General features: G+C 31.2%; 28 protein-coding genes. 5 read left to right on the top strand and 23 right to left on the bottom strand.

What is annotated here, in order from left to right:
* Positions 1 to 18 precede the first annotated feature (18 nt).
* The 8 genes from AC3VI6_RS04180 to AC3VI6_RS04215 form a co-directional block, all read right to left on the bottom strand.
* The gene (locus AC3VI6_RS04180) at positions 19 to 1,962 is read right to left on the bottom strand and encodes a hypothetical protein (protein WP_497705267.1); all 1,944 of its coding nucleotides are present in this window, start codon (positions 1,960 to 1,962) and stop codon (positions 19 to 21) included.
* A 13-nt stretch (positions 1,963 to 1,975) separates the two neighbouring features.
* Positions 1,976 to 2,515, bottom strand: coding sequence for a type II toxin-antitoxin system antitoxin SocA domain-containing protein (locus tag AC3VI6_RS04185; RefSeq protein ID WP_497705268.1), 540 nt, complete (start codon positions 2,513 to 2,515; stop codon positions 1,976 to 1,978).
* A gap of 335 nt (positions 2,516 to 2,850) precedes the next feature.
* A complete protein-coding gene (locus AC3VI6_RS04190; protein ID WP_497705269.1) occupies positions 2,851 to 3,453 on the bottom strand; it encodes a DUF4230 domain-containing protein in 603 nt (200 codons plus the stop codon).
* A 46-nt stretch (positions 3,454 to 3,499) separates the two neighbouring features.
* Positions 3,500 to 4,093: a lipoprotein signal peptidase gene (locus AC3VI6_RS04195; protein WP_497705270.1), complete on the bottom strand. Its 594-nt coding sequence runs from the start codon at positions 4,091 to 4,093 to the stop codon at positions 3,500 to 3,502.
* Between the two features lie 144 nt (positions 4,094 to 4,237).
* Entirely contained in the window at positions 4,238 to 4,885 is a 648-nt protein-coding gene (locus AC3VI6_RS04200; RefSeq protein ID WP_497705271.1) for a hypothetical protein, read from the bottom strand.
* 46 nt (positions 4,886 to 4,931) lie between these two features.
* On the bottom strand, positions 4,932 to 5,309 hold the full coding sequence (locus AC3VI6_RS04205; RefSeq protein ID WP_028892210.1) for a TraR/DksA family transcriptional regulator: 378 nt from the start codon (positions 5,307 to 5,309) through the stop codon (positions 4,932 to 4,934).
* Between the two features lie 4 nt (positions 5,310 to 5,313).
* Positions 5,314 to 8,721 (bottom strand): isoleucine--tRNA ligase, encoded by a 3,408-nt coding sequence (gene ileS / locus AC3VI6_RS04210; RefSeq protein WP_497705272.1) that lies wholly within the window; start codon positions 8,719 to 8,721, stop codon positions 5,314 to 5,316.
* Between the two features lie 125 nt (positions 8,722 to 8,846).
* The gene (locus AC3VI6_RS04215; protein ID WP_497705273.1) at positions 8,847 to 9,590 is read right to left on the bottom strand and encodes a TerB family tellurite resistance protein; all 744 of its coding nucleotides are present in this window, start codon (positions 9,588 to 9,590) and stop codon (positions 8,847 to 8,849) included.
* A 130-nt stretch (positions 9,591 to 9,720) separates the two neighbouring features.
* Between AC3VI6_RS04215 and AC3VI6_RS04220 the strand changes: the two genes are divergently transcribed.
* Complete coding sequence (locus AC3VI6_RS04220; RefSeq protein WP_497705274.1) at positions 9,721 to 10,131, top strand: BrxA/BrxB family bacilliredoxin; 411 nt, start codon at positions 9,721 to 9,723, stop codon at positions 10,129 to 10,131.
* Positions 10,132 to 10,244: 113 nt separating this feature from the next.
* Here the strand turns inward: AC3VI6_RS04220 and AC3VI6_RS04225 are convergent, their stop codons facing one another.
* From AC3VI6_RS04225 to AC3VI6_RS04245, 5 genes are read right to left on the bottom strand one after another with little or no spacing between them, the layout of a single operon-like run.
* A complete protein-coding gene (locus AC3VI6_RS04225) occupies positions 10,245 to 10,703 on the bottom strand; it encodes a LexA family protein (protein WP_274633842.1) in 459 nt (152 codons plus the stop codon).
* Positions 10,704 to 10,728: 25 nt separating this feature from the next.
* Positions 10,729 to 11,985 (bottom strand): Y-family DNA polymerase, encoded by a 1,257-nt coding sequence (locus AC3VI6_RS04230; protein ID WP_497705275.1) that lies wholly within the window; start codon positions 11,983 to 11,985, stop codon positions 10,729 to 10,731.
* 28 nt (positions 11,986 to 12,013) lie between these two features.
* Positions 12,014 to 12,220, bottom strand: coding sequence for a helix-turn-helix domain-containing protein (locus AC3VI6_RS04235; protein ID WP_047789930.1), 207 nt, complete (start codon positions 12,218 to 12,220; stop codon positions 12,014 to 12,016).
* 3 nt (positions 12,221 to 12,223) lie between these two features.
* Positions 12,224 to 12,727, bottom strand: a complete 504-nt coding sequence (locus AC3VI6_RS04240) for a DUF2975 domain-containing protein (protein WP_497705276.1) — start codon at positions 12,725 to 12,727, stop codon at positions 12,224 to 12,226.
* A 7-nt stretch (positions 12,728 to 12,734) separates the two neighbouring features.
* A complete protein-coding gene (locus tag AC3VI6_RS04245) occupies positions 12,735 to 13,253 on the bottom strand; it encodes a DUF2975 domain-containing protein (RefSeq protein ID WP_497705277.1) in 519 nt (172 codons plus the stop codon).
* A gap of 208 nt (positions 13,254 to 13,461) precedes the next feature.
* Here AC3VI6_RS04245 and AC3VI6_RS04250 point away from each other — a divergent pair, with 208 nt between their 5' ends.
* From AC3VI6_RS04250 to AC3VI6_RS04265, 4 genes are all read left to right on the top strand, one after another.
* Entirely contained in the window at positions 13,462 to 13,923 is a 462-nt protein-coding gene (locus AC3VI6_RS04250) for an Lrp/AsnC ligand binding domain-containing protein (protein WP_120186168.1), read from the top strand.
* 8 nt (positions 13,924 to 13,931) lie between these two features.
* Positions 13,932 to 14,513 carry a HupE/UreJ family protein gene (locus AC3VI6_RS04255; protein ID WP_028892203.1) on the top strand — a complete coding sequence of 194 codons (582 nt, stop codon included), beginning with the start codon at positions 13,932 to 13,934 and terminating at the stop codon, positions 14,511 to 14,513.
* A 66-nt stretch (positions 14,514 to 14,579) separates the two neighbouring features.
* Positions 14,580 to 15,011, top strand: a complete 432-nt coding sequence (locus AC3VI6_RS04260; protein WP_120186167.1) for a deoxycytidylate deaminase — start codon at positions 14,580 to 14,582, stop codon at positions 15,009 to 15,011.
* Positions 14,998 to 16,560, top strand: a complete 1,563-nt coding sequence (locus tag AC3VI6_RS04265) for a S41 family peptidase (protein ID WP_497705278.1) — start codon at positions 14,998 to 15,000, stop codon at positions 16,558 to 16,560. Before AC3VI6_RS04260 ends, AC3VI6_RS04265 begins: the two co-directional genes overlap by 14 nt.
* Positions 16,561 to 16,563: 3 nt before the next feature.
* On the opposite strand, the gene AC3VI6_RS04270 is transcribed toward AC3VI6_RS04265, so the two are convergent.
* From AC3VI6_RS04270 to thiL, 10 genes are all read right to left on the bottom strand, one after another.
* Positions 16,564 to 17,121, bottom strand: coding sequence for an MOSC domain-containing protein (locus tag AC3VI6_RS04270; RefSeq protein WP_497705279.1), 558 nt, complete (start codon positions 17,119 to 17,121; stop codon positions 16,564 to 16,566).
* Positions 17,121 to 17,705: a hypothetical protein gene (locus tag AC3VI6_RS04275; protein ID WP_299001621.1), complete on the bottom strand. Its 585-nt coding sequence runs from the start codon at positions 17,703 to 17,705 to the stop codon at positions 17,121 to 17,123. Before AC3VI6_RS04275 ends, AC3VI6_RS04270 begins: the two co-directional genes overlap by 1 nt.
* Before the next feature lie 13 nt (positions 17,706 to 17,718).
* Entirely contained in the window at positions 17,719 to 19,215 is a 1,497-nt protein-coding gene (locus tag AC3VI6_RS04280) for a GH3 family acyl-acid amido synthetase (protein WP_497705280.1), read from the bottom strand.
* Between the two features lie 68 nt (positions 19,216 to 19,283).
* The gene (locus AC3VI6_RS04285; protein WP_408036804.1) at positions 19,284 to 20,147 is read right to left on the bottom strand and encodes a M23 family metallopeptidase; all 864 of its coding nucleotides are present in this window, start codon (positions 20,145 to 20,147) and stop codon (positions 19,284 to 19,286) included.
* Between the two features lie 48 nt (positions 20,148 to 20,195).
* Positions 20,196 to 20,780, bottom strand: coding sequence for a nicotinate (nicotinamide) nucleotide adenylyltransferase (gene nadD, locus AC3VI6_RS04290; RefSeq protein ID WP_497705281.1), 585 nt, complete (start codon positions 20,778 to 20,780; stop codon positions 20,196 to 20,198).
* A 36-nt stretch (positions 20,781 to 20,816) separates the two neighbouring features.
* Positions 20,817 to 21,416 carry a guanylate kinase gene (gene gmk, locus AC3VI6_RS04295; protein ID WP_274633833.1) on the bottom strand — a complete coding sequence of 200 codons (600 nt, stop codon included), beginning with the start codon at positions 21,414 to 21,416 and terminating at the stop codon, positions 20,817 to 20,819.
* 2 nt (positions 21,417 to 21,418) lie between these two features.
* Entirely contained in the window at positions 21,419 to 22,285 is an 867-nt protein-coding gene (locus AC3VI6_RS04300; RefSeq protein WP_299001623.1) for a YicC/YloC family endoribonuclease, read from the bottom strand.
* 31 nt (positions 22,286 to 22,316) lie between these two features.
* Positions 22,317 to 23,216 carry a DMT family transporter gene (locus AC3VI6_RS04305; RefSeq protein WP_497705282.1) on the bottom strand — a complete coding sequence of 300 codons (900 nt, stop codon included), beginning with the start codon at positions 23,214 to 23,216 and terminating at the stop codon, positions 22,317 to 22,319.
* Positions 23,217 to 23,369: 153 nt separating this feature from the next.
* Positions 23,370 to 23,840, bottom strand: a complete 471-nt coding sequence (lysM, locus tag AC3VI6_RS04310) for a peptidoglycan-binding protein LysM (protein ID WP_497705283.1) — start codon at positions 23,838 to 23,840, stop codon at positions 23,370 to 23,372.
* Positions 23,841 to 23,999: 159 nt separating this feature from the next.
* Complete coding sequence (gene thiL / locus AC3VI6_RS04315; RefSeq protein WP_497705284.1) at positions 24,000 to 25,046, bottom strand: thiamine-phosphate kinase; 1,047 nt, start codon at positions 25,044 to 25,046, stop codon at positions 24,000 to 24,002.
* Positions 25,047 to 25,061 lie beyond the last annotated feature (15 nt).

Genomic DNA, 25,061 nt, shown 5'->3' on the forward strand with positions numbered 1-25,061 from the left:
AAAAACACATTGTTTCATTTACAATGAAACAATTTCTAAACTATTTGTGCTTTGCAGTAGGCTCATGTTTTTTTCTTTTTTCAAGTCTTTTATCTCATTTTTAAGCCTATTATTTTCTTTATTTAAAACCTTAAACTCTTTGAACGAATTATAGCCTATTCCTCCAACCAATAATAATAGTAATAAAAAAATCCAAGCTGACCTATTTTTTTTAAAATCGAAACCTCTTGTAGAAAACAATATCAAAACCACAAAAATCCCCATAGCTGAAGATAGCGTCAACATAAACAATAAAGATTGTGTAATAGTTTCCACAAACTTAAACGTTGGAATTGTCGAAAGAACAAAAGTTACTATAGCTGTAAAAATTCCAATTATTTCAATTGACTTAAAATCCTTTTTTTGTATTTCTTCTTTTAAATTATTGATTTTTTTTATTTCACTAGAAAAATACTCCACAGATTCAGTGTAAGAAGAAATTTTCCCAACATCTTTTTTTATTTCTTTATATTGTTCTTCCATCTCTTTTACAGAAGGAGGCAAGGAGAATGAAGAAGCGAAAAATACTTTATAAGTTTTATTGTCAATTTCAAAAGGTATTAAAGATTCATTAAATGGAAGTGCAAATATATAATTCAACTCTTTAATAGACCACTCAACATTTTTTGAGTATGACTCAAATATACCTTCACACTCATTTACAATATCTTTATATTTATTAATAAAATTTTGCTTTTCTTCTTCAATTTTCGGCATTAATAATTTTAACACCCTATTTAAAAACTTATACTCTAAAAAATAATTATTGTTTAACCCTACAATATTACTTTTAGTAAAATCAAATTTCTCTTTTATCTCATTAATATCACTCTTATTTTCAATAAACTTAGAGAAATTATTATTCAATGTATAATTCACAAAAACCCTTAAAGAATGCTTATCATAGAAATTATCTTCTTCAATAATTTTATTCTTTAAATGTTTTGCTATCTCCTCTATTCTTCTTTGGTTAGGCTCTACGTCTTTAAAACATTTAATTAACTGATGAATTTGAAAATGTTTTAAACCCTCTAATTCTTTATTCTTATAATTTCTAACTCGATTATTTATTATGTAGTCTGTTGATGTAGATATTCCATACTGAGTATTAAAAACTTCAAGCCAATTATTCAAATCTTGGTTATCTGTTTTAAAATCTTGAATAATTCTTTCTTCTCCATCTTCAGTATAAACTGAGTGATAAGGGTTTTCTTGAAGTCTTCTTTCCTTCCATTTATACTGAAGAAATTCTATCTTTGTTATAATAACTTTATTCATCTCTAAAAAAGAAGGTATATTTACATCCTCAATTCCTTCTTTTATTTTATAAAGCTTTATAAAATGTTCATTATCATTCTTTGGAAAATGATCTGTATTAGCTAAAACTATAACTGTATTAAAGTAATTAATTTTATCTTCTAAGGATTTATCATGAATACTTTCTTTTTTTAATTCATTCTTTAATTGTTTATTACTAATAAAAACATAATCTCTCCTGTCTTCAGAATAATAATTTTTTATTCTATTATAAAAATCTTTATATAATTCTAATGAAATAAAAACTGATGAAGAGAATTGAATTAAATCGTCATGAGTTCTTAAAGGGAAACTACTAAAGTCATCAAAAAGATCTTCTGTTTTATCAACAATTTGCTTTAATTTAACTAAAAAATCAATATCACTTATATACTCAGCACATAAAACAGATAGAGAAAGAAGTTTTATGATATCTGTAAAGGCATTTTCAATCCTTAATGAAACATGTGCTATTACATCTTCAGGTAACTCTGTGTCTTCATACTCATCTCTAATCTCAGCTATGTCTGGTAATAAGTCAATAACTTTAGACACAGGAGTAATAACAGAAAGGTCTTCCTTGACATCTTTAATATATTTAAGTATTTCATCTAAATTATTAGCCATAAACACAAACTAATTAATCAAGGTGAAATATTTTTTCTTCTGATTTAATTATATTAACAGGTATTTTCTCACTGTAACTATTATTATTTCTAGCTTTATTATAGTAATATTTCCACGAAAACCAATTATGACTGAGTTCAACCAACTCAAAAGAGTTCATTTTAATTAAGTTATTATTAATTTCTTTAAGTTTTTCAATAGAGGCATCCAGAGATAATTTAATATTTTCGTCTAAAGTATCAAACCCTAAACCTTTTTCAGTAGTATTGATTTCAGCTTTTTTGTTGTTTATAGTATAATTAAGTTCGTTTCTTCTTATGAAATTATATACCTGACTTTCAACATGACCATATGGCATAGCGTAAAAACTATTAAAAACCTCATCTAACAAAGTACTATTTTGATCTTTTTTTGAATTAACAGCACTACTAAAAAACAATAACTTAAGAACTTTCAATGTGCTTAAATCATTACTCTCATTAAACTCTCCCCATTCAATGAGTTTAGAAACAAAATAATTTGTAGCTTTCTTTTTTTCTTCAAGACTAATCATAAGTATTTTTTATAGCTTTTATTTTGCGGATGCAAATGTACAAATTAACCCTTTGTAAATATACTTTTTTTTACTGGTATATTTAGTGTAATATACTAATATATATCTTAAACACAAACCACTCCATTAAACACCTCACTCATCTCTAAGATAAAACACCTTCTTATTTACAGTACTTTAGGCTTATCAAGAGATAAGCAAACAAGTAATGAAATCCAAATACTTTATAAGTTATAGAATATAGCTCATCATGCCCCTTAATAAACATATTGGTTTAGCAAAAATTGAAATAATAAAATCTTATTTTTAGTATTTGTTATTGATTGTAAATAAAATTAATTCTCAACCAATAACTCTTCAAACATTCCTAAATTGGTATTATCAACCACTTTCCAGTTGTAAATTTTAGAGAGCTGGTAAATTTTCGATAATTCTTCAAATAACCGTGTTTTAGCGTCTTTTTGTAGTCGAGATACTGTAATTGTCGATTGAATCTTTTCAATGGCTTTAGCATTAAGCTTATTCAATTCTTGTTTAGAAAATGTATTGAACTGACTTTGTTGTAAATCGAAGTATTTAATATCAGGAGAGATGAGAATTTCTTCTTCAGGAATTTTATTGATAATGATTTGTTTCCCTACACTATCTATCTGAATTTCTAATTTTGATAAGTCATAACCAACCTCAACCTTTGCATTCACAGAAAGCATTGCTTTTTTTTCAAACGTAAGATATCCGTAAAAGTATTTTTTGGCATCTGTAAAGCTATACATTTCAGAAAAATTTCCTTCTGAAACCACTAGCTTACTCAGGTTCTGAATTCCATTTAAAACAACTTGAATTTCTTCTTGTTCATACTTTTCCTCTTTCTTTTCATACCAAAATTTTGCAATTAAAAATCCTAGTACAAAAACAGCGAGGTATTTTAGTAAACGCATAGTTTTCTTTTTCTATAAATATAAAAAAAGTAAATGAAAGTGAGGTTTATGAAACCTTCTTTGTTTCTTCTTCCTCCTTTGGAAATGCTTGCTTATTGAATATGAATAATAACGCAACTCCGATGGTTATCCAAGAATCTGCTCCGTTAAAAATAGCATTGAAAAATGTAAAGTTTTCTCCTTGATAAATTGGGAAATACAACATATCAACTACTTTACCGTGAAATAATTCTCCGTAAGGATTATCAGAAAAAAGTGTAGCAACATTATGGTAAGAAGAATCGAAAATTACTCCGTAAAAAACAGAATCGATAATATTACCCACTGCTCCCGCTAAAATTAGTGATATTGCTATAATTACTGCTGTATGTGTTTTTTTCTTAATGGTTTGCCACAACCAATACACAATACCGGTAACCGCAACTATTCTAAACAATGTTAAAAATAATTTCCCTCCTTTTCCACCGAATTCAAATCCCCAAGCCATACCATTATTTTCGGTAAAATGGATTCTGAACCAATCGTTAAAAACAATGATTTCTTCTCCTAATTGAAAATGGGTTTTGATGTATATTTTACTTATTTGGTCAATTAAAATTGCCAAAACTACGGTAAGTATTGCGATGTATTTTTTAGACATTATTTCAAATTAATGGAAACAAAAATAAGAAAACTATTCTTATGTTTTTTACAGTTATCTTTTAGAAAAAAGACCCGTATGCTTTTCGTTATATTCGTCTTTATATAGTTTGAAAGAGGTAGTTTTTTTTTAATCAAACTTATATTAATCCATTCTTTTCACAGTAATATTAGCATGAATAGAATTTACGGTAAATATTTTGGATGATGATGAATTTTGCTTTAGAAATGGAGAAATTTTCTTTTCGTCATTAACTAGAATTACTCCTTTATTTGTAGTTAAGTTTAAATCTGTTTTAAATGCATCAGCAAATACATTTCCTTGAAAAAGGTGTGCTTTTATATTTCCAGAAATGGTATTCAGTTTTATATTTCCTCTTTCAATATACACTTCTAAATCTCCTTCATAGCTTTTTGAAGTCACTCCTATAGTTTTACCATGGATTGTAATATGCTTATTTTTTGGAACTTTTATTACTACTCGAGCTCTTTCAAGTCTTCTGGTTATGTACTTTCTAAAAACTTCATCTTGAAGCGGGGGAATACTCAGTTCAAAACTTACTTTTAAGACTCCTTCTTCCTCATTAAAAAGGATATTATGTGTATGCGGATTTTCATCAAACAGAGTTACCTCTAACTGATTATTTTCAGAATTTTCTACAACAACATCATCTAATCCGTAAGTAAGCACTTCAAGTTCATGCACCAGCATACTTCTTTTCTGCACTACTTTTTCTTGACTAAAAAGAAGTTGATTACCGACTATAAATAATAAGAACACATATTTCTTCATACAAAAAAAGCCTCTTAAAAGAGGCTTTATATAAATTTTCTACGGTTTATTGCTTGCGTTTTGCTTCAATACTTAACGTAGCATGAGGCACTAATTTTAAACGTTCTTTTTGAATTAACTTACCAGTAACTCTACAAATACCGTAGGTTTTATTTTCAATACGAACTAAGGCGTTCTTTAAATCTCTAATAAATTTCTCTTGACGAATAGCTAATTGCATGTTTGCTTCTTTAGCCATTGTATCCGATCCTTCTTCAAACGACTTAAATTGCGGAGAAGTATCATCGGTACCGTTATCAGATCCGTTTTTGTAAGAAGCTTGTAATAATTTTAAATCTTCTTCTGCTTTTTCAATTTTCTTTAAGATGATTTCTTTAAATTCTTGTAAATCACTATCTGAATATCTTATTTTAACATCATCCATAATGCTATATTTTTTCAATTAACATTCTACTTTTAATGGTATCAAACTCAATTTCTGTACCATTCTTTAAATCATCAACAAAAACTAACTCGTTTGTTAATGTTTCTGCTTTAATGTAGTTTTCATTTGCCAATACCGATTCTTTTAAATCGTCAGCTTGCAAAATGGTTAATTTAATTTTATCGGTTACTTCTAAACCTGTGTCTTTTCGTGCGTTTTGAATTCTATTTACTAACTCTCTAGCCACACCTTCTTTACGTAATTCATCGTTTATTGTAACATCTAAAGCTACAGTTAACCCCTCTGCATTTGCTACTAACCACCCTTCGATATCTTTTGATGAAATCTCTACATCTGCGGTTTCTAAAGTAATCATTTTACCATTAATTTCCACAGAAATTTCTCCTTCTTTTTCAATTTTTAAAATATCTTCTTGATTGAAATTTTGTATTTGACTAGCAATCAGCTTCATATCTTTACCAAATTTCGGACCTAAAGCCTTGAAGTTTGGTTTGATTTGTTTCACCAAAATTCCTGAAGCATCATCTAATAACTCAATCTCTTTAACGTTTACTTCTGACTTAATTAAATCTGCAACTGCTAAAATTTCTTCCTTCTGAACTGCATCTAATACTGGAATCATTATTTTTTGTAATGGTTGACGTACTTTGATTTTTTCTTTAGCTCTAAGAGATAAAACTAATGATGAAATCGTTTGTGCATTTTCCATTTTACGCTCTAATGATTTATCTACTAAATCAGCATTATACTTAGGGAATTCTGCAATATGTACACTTTCAAAATTCTCTACTCCTGTAGCATTCACTAAATCTTTATATAAACGATCCATAAAGAAAGGTGCTACTGGAGATCCTAATTTAGCCACCGTTAACATACATGTGTATAACGTTTGGTATGCAGAAATTTTATCTTGTGCATACTCTCCTTTCCAAAAACGTCTTCTACATAAACGCACATACCAATTACTTAAATGATCTTGTACAAAATCAGAAATTGCTCTGGTTGCTTTGGTTGGCTCATAATCTGCATAGAATTTATCAACCTTATCAACCAACGTATTTAATTCAGATAAAATCCAACGATCAATCTCTGGTCTTTCGTTAATTGGAATTTCAGCTTCGCTATACGTAAAATTGTCAATATTCGCATATAATGAGAAGAATGAATAGGTATTGTATAAAGTTCCGAAGAATTTACGTTTTACCTCTTCTATTCCTGCAATATCAAATTTTAAGTTATCCCAAGGATTAGCATTTGAAATCATATACCAACGCGTAGCATCTGGACCAAATTCTGACAATGTAGTAAACGGATCTACCGCATTTCCTAAACGTTTTGACATTTTTTGTCCGTTCTTATCTAACACCAATCCGTTAGATACAACATTTTTATAAGCTACAGAATCAAACACCATCGTTCCAATTGCATGTAACGTATAGAACCATCCACGAGTTTGATCTACTCCTTCTGCAATGAAGTTTGCTGGATAACTTTCTTTGGTATCGATTAATTCTTTATTTTCAAACGGATAATGCCACTGTGCATAAGGCATAGAACCTGAATCGAACCATACATCAATTAAATCACTTTCGCGCTTCATTGGTTTACCTGATGTAGAAACTAAGGTAATTTTATCGACTACATTTTTGTGTAAGTCTATTTTATCATAGTTCTCTTCAGACATGTTTCCTACTTCAAAATCAGCAAAAATATCTTCAGTCATTACGCCTGCATCAACTGACTTTTGAATCTCTTCTTTTAATTCAGCTACAGAACCGATACAAATTTGCTCTGTTCCATCTTCAGTACGCCAAATAGGTAATGGAATTCCCCAAAAACGAGAACGTGATAAGTTCCAGTCATTCGCATTTTTTAACCAGTTACCAAAACGTCCTTCTCCTGTCGATTTTGGTTTCCAGTTTATCGTTTCGTTTAAATCGAACATCTTATCCTTTACATCGGTTACCTTGATAAACCAAGAATCTAATGGATAGTATAAAATTGGTTTATCGGTACGCCAACAATTCGGATAACTGTGTACATATTTTTCAACCTTAAAGGCTTTATTTTCTTCTTTTAATTGAATCGCTAACTCAACATCTACTGATCTTTCAGGAGCTTCTCCATCAGCATAGTACTCGTTCTTCACATATTTACCTGCAAATTCTCCCATTTCTGGACGGAACTTCCCTTGTAAATCTACTAAAGGAACTGGATTCTCATTTTCGTCTAACACTAACATTGGTGGCACTTCTGGAGTTGCTTGTTTTGCAACCAACGCATCATCAGCACCAAACGTAGGTGCTGTGTGTACAATACCTGTACCATCTTCGGTAGTAACAAAATCTCCTGAAATTACCCTAAAAGCATTTTCTGGATTCTGATATGGTAAAGCAAATGGTAATAATTGCTCGTATTTAATACCTACTAAGTCTTTTCCTATAAATTCTTTTACAACTGCATATGGAATTTGCTTATCTCCCTCTGCATAATTTGCTAATTCAGCTACATCTTCAACTTCATTAAACTTCTTTCCAGCAAATTGTTTACCTACCAGGTTTTTCGCTAACACCACTTGAATTGGTTCAAATGTGTATTGATTGAATGTTTTTACTAAAACATACTCAATCTTTGGACCAACCGTTAATGCTGTATTCGATGGAAGTGTCCATGGAGTCGTTGTCCAAGCTAAAAAGTGTACATCTCCATCAACTTGTAAAAAGTCTGGTAATGTTTCTTTTATCGTTTTAAACTGAGCTACTACTGTAGTATCTGTAACATCTTGATACGTTCCTGGTTGATTTAACTCGTGCGAGCTTAATCCTGTTCCTGCTTTTGGTGAATACGGTTGAATAGTATATCCTTTATACAGTAAATCTTTATCATAGATTTGCTTTAACAACCACCAAACCGATTCCATATATTTTGGTTTGTAAGTAATATATGGATCTTCCATATCTACCCAATATCCCATTTTTTCTGTTAGGTCGTTCCAAATATCGGTATAACGCATTACCGCTTTTTTACACGCTTCGTTGTATTCTTCAACGGTAATTTTTGTTCCAATGTCTTCTTTAGTGATTCCTAATTCTTTTTCAACACCCAATTCTACAGGTAACCCATGCGTATCCCAACCTGCTTTACGCTTAACTTGGTATCCTTTTTGGGTTTTATAACGACAAAAAATATCTTTAATGGCACGTGCCATTACGTGGTGAATTCCTGGTAAACCGTTTGCTGAAGGTGGTCCTTCAAAAAACACAAATGGTTCATTTCCTTCACGTGTAGTAATACTTTTTTCAAAGATGTTGTTTTCTTCCCAATAGTTTAATATTTCTTCTGCTACTTTTGGTAAATCCAATCCTTTGTATTCAGTAAACTTCTTACTCATTTTGTCGGTTTATTAATTGAATGTGCGAAATTACGTATTTTCTTGTAATTGTTGAATTTGAGATATAAAAAAACACCTCAAAATTGAGGTGTTTTTATTGTGAATTCTATTTTTAAGGAAACAAACTAATTAATTCCTCGTTCTTTTTTAATTTGTTCGTAAGCTGCTTGAATTTTTTGAAACTTTTCGTTAGCTCCATTTTTATGCTCTTCTCCTAAGTTTTGCAATTTATCTGGATGGTGCTTTTTAGCCATTTTTCGATACGCTTTTTTCACCTCATCATTAGTAGCTTCTTTTGTTATTTCTAGCATTTTATAAGCGCTATCAGACTCATCATAAAACATTGCTTTTATTGATGAATAATCGTATTCATTAATGTATAAATAACTTGCTATTTTTCTAATTTCTTGCTCCTCATTACTCGTTACTTGTCCATCAGCTTGCGCTATTCCGAATAAAAAATGAACTAACTGTAATCGCGTAGCATGCGACATGTACTGACGAATTTGTAAACAAACTTGACGTGTAGAAATTTGCTTTTTAATAATTCCGTTGAACAATTTAAATGCATGATTTGCTCTTTCTTTACCGTACATTTTCACAAAATACGTACGAACATAATCTAATTCGCGTTGATCTATTCTCCCATCTGCTTTTATAACTACCGATGCTAAGATTAATAAGCTAATTTCAAAATCTCCTGAAGTAGCTCTTCCTCTTGTTCCCTCATGTTGTCTTTTTTGATATTCTTGTTGTTCTTCTTTAAAATCTTCTACTGAAATTCCATCAATAAAACTCCCCACAACAAATCCTACAATAGCTCCAATAGGCAACCTCCTAACGTAAAGCCTGCTCCAGCCCCAAGCCATTTTGCAAATTTTCCCATTTATAAAATTTAAAAGTGCAAAGATAAAATTTTAAGCAACTACAACCATAGCTATTTGAAGTTGATTGTTGCCATGAAAAACAGTATCTTTGCTTTAAATTTAATTCAAAAATATGTATCCAGAAGAATTAGTAAAACCAATGCGTGACCAATTAATCAACGCTGGTTTTGAAGCTTTATATACTGCTGAAGATGTTGACAATGCTTTAGCAAAAGAAGGAACTACGTTAGTAATGGTAAACTCAGTTTGTGGATGTGCTGCAGGTACTGCAAGACCAGGAGTTATTGCTTCTTTAGGGGCAGATAAAACTCCTACACATTTAACAACTGTTTTTGCAGGGGTAGAAAAAGAATCTACTGCGAAGGCAAGAGAATATATGATTCCTTTCCCTCCATCATCACCTGCAATCGCCTTATTTAAAGACGGAAATTTAGTACACATGTTAGAGCGTCATCATATTGAAGGGCGTTCTGCTGAAGCAATTGCTCAAAACTTAGCAGCTGCTTACGACGAGTTTTGTTAGGCTGTAGGCTAAAAATAAAAAAATCTGGAAAATTTCCAGATTTTTTTATTTTTGATTTTTTCACTTATCGTCTTGACTCTTTTATCTAACAGCGAAGCGGTCTCTGTTCGCTTCTACACTTTTTTAATCACATTGGTGACAATTCCCCAAATGATAAAATTATTTTCTTCAGTGATTTTTATAATAGGATAATCTGGATTTTCAGGTTTCAACCAAACTTCTCCTCCTTCAACTCGCAAGCGTTTTACCGTAAACTCTCCATCTAAAAAACAAACCGCTATCTTATTATTGGTTGGCGGAATACTTCTATCAATCACCAACAAATCATTATCATCCAAACCAGCACCAATCATCGATTGACCACTTACTCGTGCAAAAAAAGTTGCCTCTTTATTTCTAATAAGCTCCTCATCTAACGAAATACGAGTTTCTCTAAAATCATCTGCAGGAGAAGGAAATCCAGCAGAAATACCTATATCCATAAAGATAGCACCTTCGCTTTCATTTAATTCTTTCGGTAAAAAAAATGTCAATGCTTCTGATGCTTGTACTTGTTTTAATTTTCGTAACATCTTATTGTTTGTTGTTTAACTAAACTTACTTTACCTTGATAATATCGTTAATATTAGTTGTGTACTTGGGTGATAATCGTTCTTGACGCATCTTCCAAGTACGCCGTAAATCTTGATTGGCTAATTTAATCTTATCTGCTTTATAAGTCTGATTAATTTTATCAATCGCACTCATTAAAGAAGCGTGCTTCGGATTTTCACTTGCAAACATATCTAATTGATAATTATCTGAAGGCACCAATCCTGTTACAATAACTCCTGCTCTTTTGTAGTGTATTCCTTCTTTAAAAATAGTTATTACTGCTTGTACCGCGCTTTTACAAATTGTTAATGTTGAATTGGTCGGATACGGAAACACTACTGTTTTACTTACACGATGTTGCTCTGTGTCTTTTTTATGATAATCGCTACGCAACAATACAATTACCATATGGCAACTAGAATTTTGCTTTCGTAATTTTTCTGCACAACTTGCTGCAAACGTAGAAATTCTTTCTTTAATATTATCTAAATCTGAAAATGTATATTCAAAACTTCGGGTTGTTGCTATTGCTTTTTTGTTGGCAGGTTCATCTAATTCAATTTTCGAATCTCCTTCTAAGTCTTTTTTTAACTTCCAGCCTGTAATGGATAAATTTTTCAGCACCCAATCATCATTTAACTGTGTAAAATCATACGCTTTTACACATCCTTTAGCTTGTAGTCTTTTTTGTATACCTCTTCCAATTCCCCAAACACTTTCAATAGGAGTCCATTTTAACGCTTTGATTCTTTTTTCTTCGGAATCTATCACATAGACTCCTCCTGTTTCTTTCGGAAACTTACGTGCTATTTTATTTGCTACTTTACTTAATGCTTTTGTAGGTGCAATTCCTACACAAGTTGGAATACCTGTCCATTGTAAAATTCTACTTCTTATTTCAGTTCCATAAGAATTCAAATTATACTCATCAAAACCTTTGAATTGTAAAAAAGCTTCATCAATAGAATACACCTCTACATCGGGCGAAAATTGTTCTAAAATTTTCATCACCCGCGCACTCATATCACCATACAACGGATAATTTGATGACAGCACCGAAATTTGATTGTCTTTGCAAAACTGATCCCACTTAAAAATTGGTGCTCCAAATGGAAGTTGTAACTTTTTTGCTTCATCACTCATTGAAATAACACACCCATCATTATTACTCAAAATAGCCACTGGTTTTCCTTGCAAATTCGGATTAAAAACCCGTTCGCAAGAAGCATAAAAGTTATTACAATCTACCAACGCATACATAATTGTAAAGGTACAGAATCTTCTGTTTTTACTCCTCTACAAACTCTAAAATATCTGCGGGTTGGCAATCTAATGCTTTACAAATAGCTTCTAGTGTTGAAAAACGAATAGCTTTAGCTTTTCCTGATTTTAAGATGGATAGGTTTGCTGTGGTAATTCCTACAATCTCTGCCAATTCTTTACTTTTCATCTTGCGTTTGGCAAGCATTACATCTAAGTTTACAATGATTGGCATACCTTATATTGTTAAGTCGTTTTCTTGTTTTAATTCTTTTGACACTCTAAATATCTCTGAAAGCACCAAAAAGAAAAGTCCAAAACAGATACTTAAATAATGAGCTCCAATTCCAAAATCAAAATTTATAGTTGATGTTGTTGTTAGCTTTAAACCAATTCTAGCAACAATCATCAAAACACCTGAAATAAGTAATAAATTTCCTGCTCCCTTTAAATTCTTAATTACTTTTTCTGAAAACATCTTAGTTCTAACAAATTCTGTTAACACTACTCTAAACTTATAAATTGCATTATAAACTAGTACATACACCAATAAAAAAATTGCTACAAATACTTTTGAAATTATGCTTGTTCCTACATTAAAGTCTAACCCCATAATTTTAAAATTACCTTGTTCTGTTACAAAAAATATAAGAGGAATACCTATAACAAGAAAAGGAACTATAAGACTATATACAATAAAAATAAAGTCTATTAAGCTTTTTAAAATTTTTAATTTTCTCATAATTAGTTTATATGGTTAGGTCGTTTTCTTCTTTTAGCTCTCTCCCTCTTTTAAACACTTCCTTTAAAATATAAAAGAAGATAATGGCTAATGGATAGTATATTATAAAATCTAATGTTACTCTTTCTTTTGTCACAAAATGCGGTATATCTGTTTCATTAAAAACCATTGATATTGGTTCTAACGTAAATCCTTTTAAAGCAAAATCTATTATAAAAAGTGCTATTATTAATAATATAATTTTGTTTAATATTTTAATATTAGAGCCAAAAAACAAATCATAACTTTTTGTATTCTTCAAAAAAAGGTTTAAAAGATATAGTATAAAAAAGTATCCTAAAAACTTTATAACTTTTGTCCATATGATATAAAATTTAGAATAGTCATTTAATAAATTATAATGTATAAACTTTTCTGTAGCCTCCCATTGCTCATAAGTTTCTGGTACTTTTTCAATACCATGGTTAAAAACCAATCTTCTACTTTCATCAATAATTAGTGAGTTATATTTTTCAGGAGATACCATAGAGTCAAAGTATATAAACACTAATCCTACACATAGAATTATTTGTATTAACATTATAAACTTCAAGAAAAGTGATCCATTTTTTAAAATCTTTTTTGTCTCCATAACATTTTATATTTTTTATTTCTTGCACAAATATATTAAAATTATTGAAAAACAATAATTTTTTATTTTTATATGATAATTAAACTTTTGCTATTTTTGTTACATGGCAAAAAAATTGAAAATTGACGGAATAGATAAAATCATTATCAAACGATTGGTAAATGATGCAAGAACTCCTATTTTAAGTATTGCTCGCGAAGTAGGTATATCAGGCGCTGCCATTCATCAACGGTTACGTAAATTAGACGAATCTGATTTGATTGAAGGCTATAAAATGGTATTAAACCCTAAAGCGCTAGGGTATACTACCACCGCTTTTGTTGGAGTGTTTTTAGATTCTGCCAGTTTATACTCTTCAGCTATTAAACGTTTAAAAGAAATTCCTGAAATTGTAGAAAGTCATTACACCACGGGCAACTATGCTATTTTTATTAAAATACTGTGTAAGAACAATGAAGATTTAATGCACTTGTTAAATAAGGATATTCAAACCATAAAAGGGGTTTCAAGAACCGAAACTTTTATATCTTTAGACCAACAAATAGATCGACAAATAAAAATTTAGAACCCCGAATGAACGATTTTATCTTCTACTTTAAAATGGGCTTGTTTCATGTACTTGATTTTAAAGCCTATGACCACATTTTATTTTTAATCGTATTAGCTGTTGTATATCAATTTAAACAGTGGACAAAAGTTTTATGGTTAATCACTTTATTTACCATTGGACACTCAATAACGCTAGCACTTTCTGCCTACGGAATTTTAAATGTACGAGCAGATTTAATCGAATTTTTAATTCCGTTAACTATTTTTATTACAGGGTTAATGAATGTATTAACTGCCAAAAAAGCATCGGTAGGAAAAGAAAATCAGAATTTATTTTTTGCGCTTTTCTTCGGATTAATTCACGGACTTGGTTTTTCCAACTATTTTAAAATTATGATTGGTAAAACTTCTGATAAATTCTTACCTTTAGTTGAGTTTGCTTTAGGTGTAGAAGTAGCACAAATTATTATTGTTTTAGGTATTTTATTAATCGGCGCGTTAGTACAATCAATCTTTAGTGTAAATCGTCGCGATTGGATTTTAATCATGTCGTCTATCGTTATCGGGTTCGCTTTACAAATGATGTTCGACCGTGTTTTTTGGTAAAAAATTAACGCCTAACTAATTCAAATCTAACTACCTTAGCTTAACTAAGAAAAAATCACACGAAACATTTTGAAGAAAAAACAATTAAAATATGACATTGCCTATTTAAAAATGGCGAATGAATGGGGACAACTTTCACACTGTATTCGTAAAAAAGTAGGTGCTTTAATTGTAAAAGATAGAATGATTATTTCTGACGGTTATAACGGGACTCCTTCTGGGTTCGAAAACTTTTGTGAAGATGAAGAAGGTTACACTAAATGGTACGTATTACACGCCGAAGCCAATGCTATTTTAAAAGTAGCATCTTCAACACAATCGTGTAAAGGCGCTACCTTATACATAACTTTATCACCTTGTCAACAATGTAGTAAATTAATACATCAAGCAGGGATAAAACGTGTAGTATATTCACAAGCATACAAAGACCGATCAGGATTAGATTTTTTAGAAAAAGCAGGTGTTGAATTGACATATTTACCAAATGAACAAGAATAATTTACCTATATATTTCTCTATCGCAGTAGTTTTCGGTATTCTTATTGGAACTTTTTTTAGCGGTGGAAACTCAAGCAATTTTATTAGTAAAAGTACTTCTAGTGAACGTAAAATAAAACGTTTGATTGATTATATTCAAAGTGATTATGTTGACAACGTTAACACTGATGAATTATTAGATGGTGCTATTGCTGAAATGCTAGGTAAATTAGATCCGCACTCTGTATATATTCCGAAGGAAAACTTACAATTAGTTACCGAAAACATGCAGGGTAACTTTGTAGGTATTGGTGTTCAATTTCGTATGATTGGTGATACGATTACCGTTATAGAACCTATTAAAGGTGGCCCAAGTATTGAAGCTGGAATTAAAGCTGGAGATAGAATTTTACTCGCAGACAAAGACACTCTTTATGGAAAAAACCTACAAACTTCCCAAATAATGAAAGCCTTAAAAGGGAAGCCAAATACTAAAGTTGATTTACAGGTTTATAGAAAAACCAATGACAGTGTTTTTGATATTACCATTAATCGTGGTAAAGTAAATATTAAAAGTGTTGACGTTGCTTACATGCTAAACGACAGTGTTGGTTATATAAAATTAGATCGTTTTGCTCGTAACACTTATGTAGAATTTAAAACTTCTTTAAACAAATTACTTACGAAAGGAATGACCGACTTAGTGTTGGACCTTCGTGGAAATGGTGGTGGTTTTATTGATATTGCTAATGATATTGTTGACGAATTCTTAGAAGACAAAAAACTTATTGTATTTACTAAAAATAATAAAGGAGATGTTGTTGAATCTTTCGCTACAGATAAAGGTGATTTTGAACACGGTGGTTTGTATGTTCTAATTGACGAAAACTCTGCGTCTGCTTCTGAAATTGTAGCAGGTGCATTACAAGATAATGACAAGGGAATTATCATCGGACGTCGTTCTTTTGGTAAAGGGTTAGTACAACAAGAAATGGATTTGGGTGATGGTTCTGCAGTGCGATTAACTACTGCTCGCTATTATACTCCTACAGGTCGCTCTATTCAAAAGCCTTACAAAGCAGAAGCTGACTCTGAAGAATACAGTCACGATTTTGAGCATCGTATAGAAAATGGTGAATTGTTCAATAAAGACAGTATTAAAACAGTAGATAGTTTAAAATACACAACACCTAAAGGAAAAATAGTGTATGGTGGTGGTGGAATTATCCCAGATCATTTTGTTGCGGTAGACACCTCTTCTTACATTCCTACGATTTTCTTCCGTCCTTTAAACGATTTTGCTTTTTCATATGTAGATGATAATCGTAAAAAATTAGCGTCTATAACGGTAGATGATTTTATTAAAAACTTTGATAAAGACCATAGCGTTTCTAACAAATTTCTAGAAGAAATTAAAGATTACAGACTTTCTGAAAGAACAAAAAATCAACTTCGCAGCAATTTGAGAGTATTAATTGCTCGTGAATTGTTTAGTGATGAAGGTTTATACAAAGTAGATCAGCAAGACGATAAAATGCTGCAAAAAGTGTTTGAACTGGAAGCTAAGTAAAACTTACATTCCTTTTTTAGTTCTTTTTTCAGCGTACACTTCAGAAATCGTTGGGTTTTGGGGGCAGCTTTTTATTTGCTCAAACTCATCACCTGATTTCACAAAACCTGTTTGCAATATTTTAAAATAAACTCCTGGTAAATCTTGCTGCCAAAACTGTTTTACAATTTTCATATCATTAAAACGTACCCCAAGTTTCATACAAGGTTGACGCGGCTTCGTTACTTCAATTACAACCTCTCCAACTTTAAAAGTATCGCCAACATGTAATTGACTTTCATCTAAATCAGAAACAGTTAGATTTTCACCAAATATTCCGTATTCCCAATCTAAATTAGGATACAATTCTTTCCAGTATGAATAATGATTTTCTGAGTAAGCGTAAACTGCCTGATCTATTCCTCCATGATGCTCTCTGTCACAAATAGCATCGTCTTTTACTTTTTCAACATCTAAGAAAATAGGTTTGTCAACAGGAAACTTAAAAATACCTGTAGTAACGATTTTTCCTTTCCAATCGATTTCTTTTCGCTCTCCTATATTAGTTGCTACAATTTTCATTAAATACAAGTATTAAGAATTTCAGATATTGCATAAAAATCTACAGCTAAAAAAATAAAAATAATTTGAGTTTTATGATAACACCATGTAATCTTACCTAAAAAATCACTTCTCTCCTTTAACAATTTTAACCTCTGATCAAACTTCTCTATATCATCTATTAAATCAAGATTAAAGTCGTTATCATATAAAAAAGAAATCATTATAAAATCAGAAAATCCCTTTTTAAGTTTAGTTGTTCTTATTCTTTTAGCTTTTCTATTATAATTATCAAAATATTTACTCTTTGCCTTAACTATATTTCTTGTTATTCTAAAATCAGTTAATCTACTTAAAACACTATATACCCCAAACATACACCCTAGAACACTAAAAATTAATGAGGAATAAAAAAATATCAAAACCCAATCTATTTTTAAATCAAAATCAATTACAATTTTCTTTAATAAATCGTTTTGATTAACCAAGTAACCTACAAAAGCTATAGACAAGCTTGTAAATAAATTAATCGAATAACCTGTTTGAGTTAGAGACTTGTCAATCCAAAATCTTCTTCTTTCCTTATAATTATCTTTTTCATTCATTAAAATTCAATTATTATTCTACTAAAAAATTCTGCAATACATCCGCTATTTTTCGGTTATCTGATAATTGTGGAATTTTATTCTGACCTCCGAACTTACCTATAGATTTCATATACTCATGAAAACCTCCCTTTTGTACTTTTCTAATAATTAACGGACGTAAAACTTTACCCGTAATTAAATCGAAATAATACACATTTTGCTCTTGCATAGAAGCATCAATTTTAGCAGCCAACTCCTCTAAATTCTCTGGTTCATTTTCAAATTCAATAAACCATTCATGATATGGTAATCCTCTTTCTGGATTTACCTGCGGAGCTACGGTAAATTCACTTATGTTAATATCAGTTCCTTTAATAGCATCATTCAACGCTTTTTCTACTTCTTTACCGATTACATGTTCTCCAAAAGCAGAAATAAAATGTTTGATACGTCCTGTTACTTTTATTCTATAAGGCTTTAAAGAAGTGAACTCTACAGTATCACCAATATTATAACCCCATAAACCAGCAGATGTATTTAAAATGATTACATAGTTAACCCCTAATTGAACATCTTTTAACGAAATTCTTGTTGGGTTTTCATCAAAAAATTCGTTTGCTGGAATGAACTCATAAAAAATCCCTGAATTCAACTGCAACAACATTCCTTTTTCAGTTTGAGAATCTTGATAAGCAATGAATCCTTCTGATGCAGGGTATAACTCTACATAATCTATTTTTTTACCAATTAACGCTTCAAACTTATTCTTGTACGGTTCAAAATTTACTCCTCCGTACACAAAGAAATTGAAGTTTGGGAAAATTTCGGAAACCGTTTTCCCCGTCTTTTCAATCAGTTTTTCAAAATACATTTGTACCCAAGACGGAATTCCGCTAATCACCGTCATATTTTCCGGTAGCGTTTCTTCAACTACTTTATCAACTTTCACATCCCAATCTTCAATACAATTGGTTTCCCAACTTGGTAAGCGATTCTTTAATAAATAATTTGGAACATAATGAGCCGCTATTCCGCTTAAACGCCCTAGCTTCACACCGTTTTTATCTTCTAAAACTGGACTTCCTTGTAAAAAAATCATCTTTCCATCCACAAAACTAGCATCATTTGTTTCTGCTATGTAAAACAACAAAGCGTTACGTGCCGCAGAAATATGTGTTGGCATTGATTCTTTACTAATTGGAATATATTTTGCCCCAGAGGTAGTTCCTGAAGTTTTAGCAAAATACAACGGTTTTCCTTTCCACAAAACATCTTCCTCTCCTTCAACTACTCTATCTACATAAGAACGTAATCCTTCATAATCATTAACAGGAACACGTTTTTTAAAGTCTTCATAGTTATTGATTGACACAAAATCGTGGTCTTTACCAAAAGCTGTTTTGCATCCTTCTGTAACTAAATACTGAAATACCTTTTCTTGTGTTTTATGTGGATCATTTGCCCATTTGTACACTTGCTTTCGTACAATTTTTGCAAATGGAATTGCTAATATTGATTTAATGCTCATTCTTTTTTAGATTGTTAGATTTTTAGATGATTGGATTGTTAGACAACCTCTCTTTTCTCTTCTCTTTACTACTGAAAATCTATATAATTGGTAGGGTTTACTGGAAACCCGTTATTCCATAACTCAAAGTGTAAATGCGGTCCAGTAGTTAACTCTCCTGTTGATCCCACACTTGCAATAGCCTCACCTGATTTTACTACATCACCTTGCTCTTTTAATAAAGTTCCGTTGTGCTTATACACAGAAATAAACTCATTAGAATGTTGAATCGTTATCACATATCCTGTTTCTGCTGTCCATTCTGCTAAAATTACTGTTCCGTCCGCGACAGCTTTTACAGGAGTGCCTGTTTGCGCCACAATATCAATTGCGTAATGCTTTTCATTCAAATCAAAAGGCTGAGAAATAGTACCCGTTAAAGGTGAAAAGAATACATTTTTAATTCTGTTCTCTCCCCCTTCATACAACGGAAAAAGATCTTTATTATCTATCTTCTCTCTAAAAAGTGAATCTTGTTTCGTTGCCTGCAGTTTAGTTTCATCAACTACAATTGTTTGCATTTCGGTTGTTATAGAATCTATTTTTTCAGGTTCTATATCACCAGTTAACACGGGCTTTAACGCCTTTGTGTAACTTTCTATAATTGCTAACCTGTTTTTTAAAGAATCCGCTTCATAAGTTAACCTAGTAGCTTTCCTTTTTAATGCGGTTGAAGAGTAACCAGGAATATACTCTCGTATTCCAGTAAATGCAATTAATAGCGTTGTTAAAACTATAAGAAGTATTGAAAACACTCCACTAAAAACAAATACGTTTAACCTTGATAGTTTTAAAGAAAATCGTTCTTGAAATGTATCTTCATTTAAAATTACCAGTCTGTACTTATCTGTAAGCTTCTGTTTAAGCTTTCTTTTTTTCTTGTTTTTTGACACGTTTTATACTTGTTTGGGATTCAAATATACAACGAAAAAGTGGCGAAACTATTTTTTATAAAAGTTCATCTCGTCTATATACTTCCAAACTTTATACGGTAGCAAAGGTTTACAGTTTTTTTCTTCTTTTATCGCTTTTCGTATCATGGTTGAAGAAATTTCTACTATTGGAGCATCAACTCTATGAATCTTCTCGTGATTCTTGAACTGATTTTCTACAATTCCTTCAGAAACTCTAGGGTATACATATATGTGATAATCTTCTAAAATAGCCTCATAGTTTTTCCACTTATGCAAGCTTTTCAAATTATCCTCACCCATGATTAAACTAAATGTATAATTTGGGTGTTTTTCAGAAATATGTGCTAATGTGTTAATTGTATAATTTGGTTGAGGAAGCCTAAACTCTATATCTGACGGTTGGATTTTTTCATACTCTTCAGTGGCCAAATACACCATATCTAAACGATGATGATTATCTAACAACGAATTTTTCTTTTTAAATGGGTTGTGAGGTGTTACCACCATCCAAATTTCATCTAAGTCAGAATACTCAACCATGTGATTGGCTATGATTAAATGCCCTATATGAATTGGATTAAAAGTTCCGAAGTATAATCCTATGTTTTTCATATTTAAAAATACTAGAACCTAGACCTAAATACTAAGTTATTCTTTAATTACTTTTTTTATTCCCAAAAAATCGTCTACTAAATCTTCTGCTTCTTGTAAAGCTACTGGTAATTCGTAGTTTTTAATGATTTTATCAAACTGTGGTGCTGTAGCTAATTCTACCGAAGCTTTTGCTATACGCATATTGATTTTATCTTCGCTTTCGGTACTTCTTTTCTTTAAGCGAATTTTTAGCTCATCAACACTTGGTGGCTTTACAAAAACAGCTAAAGTTTCTTCTGGAAATTTCTTTTTAATACGTAATCCTCCAACAACATCAATATCAAAAATTACGTGTTTCTTTTGAGCCCAAATACGTTCTACTTCGGTTTTTAATGTTCCATAAAAATTGTCACGATATACTTCTTCCCACTCTAAAAACTCGTCGTTTTTTATTTTTTGTTTGAACTCTTCTGCTGAAATAAAATAATAATCTTTTCCATCAACTTCTTCACCTCTTGGAGCTCTTGAAGTCGCAGAAATTGAAAACTCTAAATTAAAACGTTCTTGAGCCAATAAGTGACGTACAATTGTGGTTTTACCTGAACCTGACGGTGCTGAAAACACAAATAATTTCCCTTTAAATTCTTCCGACATTTTTATAAAACGTTTAAAATTTGCTCTTTTATTTTTTCTAACTCGTCTTTCATTTGAATGACTAATTTTTGTATTGGTGCAAAATTAGCCTTAGACCCTGTAGTATTAATCTCTCTACCTATTTCTTGTACGATAAAACCTAATTTTTTACCATTAGAATCTGACGTTTCTAATTGTTGTAAAAAATACTCTAAATGGTTTGCCAAACGTACTTTTTCTTCGTTAATATCTAATTTTTCTAAATAGTAAATTAACTCTTGTTCAAAACGATTTTCATCTACTTCAACTTTTAAGTCAGTTAATGCTTTTTGCAAACGCTCTTTTACATGAGCTATTCTATCACCATCTAACTTTTTAACTTCCTCTAAAGCTGTTTGAATATTCGTTATTCTCGTTTTAAAATCTTCTTCTAACGACTGTGCTTCATCTATTCTATATTGAATAATTTCTTTTAAAGCTTCATCAATATGAGCATCTATTTGATTCCACTCTTCTTCATCTAACTCTTCACGTTCCGTTTTTAAAGCATCTGGCATTCTTACTGCCATTTTCATCAATTCAACATCATCAGAAGAACCTACTTGCGTTACATTTCTTAACTGTTGCATATACTCTCGTACGACACCAGTATTTACTGTTGTTGAAGTTTCATCCGCAGTCATTTCTACATAAATAGAAAAATCTACCTTACCTCGTACCAAACTACTTGCTAGTTTTTTACGAACATCTAGTTCTTTTTCTCTATAGTAAGAAGGAATTCGAGTGTTTAAATCTAAATTTTTACTGTTTAACGATTTAACTTCAATCGTAACTTTTTTAGAAGGTAGATGTAGTACAGATTTACCGTACCCCGTCATAGATTGTATCATAACTTCGGTTTAATAATCCGCAAAGATACATTTATTTATTCGGAGTTTCAGCAGGACGTTTTGTTACTAGAAACACTCCAAAAAATATCAATAATGCAGCACCTATTTTAACCATATCTAAATGATCACTCCCTACTATTAATGCGTAAATTGCTGCCACTACTGGTTGCAAATATATAAAAACACTTACCGTTGTGGGTTTTAATTTAGACAGCGCAAATAAGTTGAACAAATAAGTTATACAAGTGGTAAACAATACCACAAACCCTGCTTTTAAATAAATATTTGTTGGCATTGTTTGCCATTGAACCTCTAATAGCTCAGAAATTCCGAAAGGGAACACTAATAACAATCCGAAGAGATACAACCACTTTACAAAAACAATCGGGTTGTATTTTTCAATAAGTTTTTTAACAATAACTAAGTACATTGCATACGATGCTGCATTGATAAATACTAAAAAATTTCCTAGCATTATATTAGAAGCATCTCCTTTCAACGGATTTCCGTAAGCAATTAAAATCACAGCTCCTATTAAACCAACAACAACTCCTGCTATTTTTCTAAGAATTAATTTCTCTTTAAGAAGTATACTTGCAAAAATTAACACTAAAATTGGTGTGGTTACCATCATTACCGATGCACTTATAGGCGTAGTATAACTTAGTCCTTTAAAAAAAGTAAGCATATTTAAAGCAATACCAAAAAAAGCCGCCATTGCTACATTTTTATAGTCCGATTTTTCTATTGAAGGAGCTTTTACAAACAACCCTAACAACCAAAAAACCGTAGCAGCACCTCCAACACGAAGCAATATAAACCCAAACGGTTGTATATGTTCTTCCATTACTTCTTTAGCTACCGTAAAAGTTACTCCGTAAATAAGTGTTGCAATAGATGTTGCTGTTAATGCCAGCGCTCTTTGATTCATTTTTTAGTGAGTTTGAAAACAGTTGCAAAGATGACAATTAATTTCTTGTTTTCTGTTACTTTATTATCCTAAACACTTCTTTTAATAGCATATTATTCAACTAAAAAAGCACCGTATATACGGTGCTTTTTCCTTTGGTTGATTAACTTTTGATTAGTCCACTAAAGGTGGTATTCTTAATACTTGCCCTGGATAAATTTTATCTGGGTGTGTTAACATTGGCTTGTTTGCTTCAAAAATTACAGGATACTTCATTGCATCACCATAAAACTCTTTTGCTATTTTACTTAATGAATCTCCACTAACTACAGTGTGAAATTGTGCCATAGCAGCTTCTTCGATAACTTCAACTTCTTTAACAGTCATGTTATCTTCTACAGAAGCAATTCCTTCAGTATTTCCTACTACTAAAACTACTTTTTCTTTTGTTGCTAAATCAGCCGCTTCACCTGCAACTGTAGCTTTGTCATCATCTACATTAACCGCTAGATTCTCAACAGAAAGCTCTAATTTATGTACAGCGTCTACTAATTTAGCAGCTTTTTCTGCCGCTTCTTCTTCAGTTGTTTTTCCTACACCAAAAACTTTAGCTCCGGCGTTTTTAATAAATGAAAAAATTCCCATTTTCTTTTTGATTTTTTTGTTAATATTCAATTTTCTGTTTGACCAAGATACAATTTTTATACCAGAATAAACACTCAACAACAATTTAAAGACGCTATTTTTTTAAACTAAAAAAGCACACTGATTAAATGTGCTTTATAAAAAATATTTTTTCTTCTTTTACCCTTTGAAGGAATTCCAACCTTGCGCTTTTAATTCAATTTCTTGATTTGCACGAGTTACTAAATTTATTCCCTGATCTTTTTCTGTAATATGACCAATCACTGTTAAATTCGGGTTTCCTTTTATCTTATCATAATCATCAATTGACACTGTAAACAACAATTCATAATCTTCTCCTCCACTTAAAGCAATCATCGTTGAGTCCATATTAAACTCTTCAGAAGTTGCAATTACTTGTGGATCTAATGGTAATTTATCCTCATAAATCTTACATCCTGTTTTACTTTGCGTACAGATGTGCATAATTTCAGAAGACAATCCATCTGAAATATCTATCATAGAAGTTGGTTTTACCTCTAACTCTTTTAACAACTCAGGAATATCTTTACGTGCTTCTGGCTTTAATTGACGCTCTATGATATACGTATAATTATCTAAATCAGGTTGATTTTGAGGGTTCACCTGAAATACTTGTTTCTCTCTTTCTAAAACTTGCAACCCTAAATACGCTGCACCTAAATCTCCAGAAACTACGATTAGATCTGTTGGTTTTGCTCCATTTCTATATACAATATCCTCTTTTTTAGCAGTTCCAATAGCCGTAATAGAAATTAGTATTCCTTTTGTCGATGAAGTCGTATCACCTCCAATTAAATCAACCTTATAAGTATTACACGCTAACTGAATTCCGGCATACAACTCTTCAATAGCTTCTAACGGAAAACGATTAGACACCGCTATCGATACAGTAATTTGCTCTGCAGTTGCATTCATTGCATATACATCTGACAAATTCACCATCACCGCTTTGTATCCTAAATGTTTTAGCGGCATGTAACTTAAATCAAAATGCACACCTTCTACCAGCAAGTCTGTAGTGATTACAGTTTCTTCATTTGAAGATTTAATAACCGCTGCATCATCTCCAACACCTTTTACTGTTGAAGAATGGTACATTTTAAAATGCTTTGTCAAATGGTTGATTAATCCGAACTCTCCAAGTTCAGCCAACGAAGTTCTTTCTTGATTTTTATCTTCTAACATGCTGCAAAGATAATG

Source organism: Tenacibaculum sp. TB-56 (assembly GCF_059716275.2).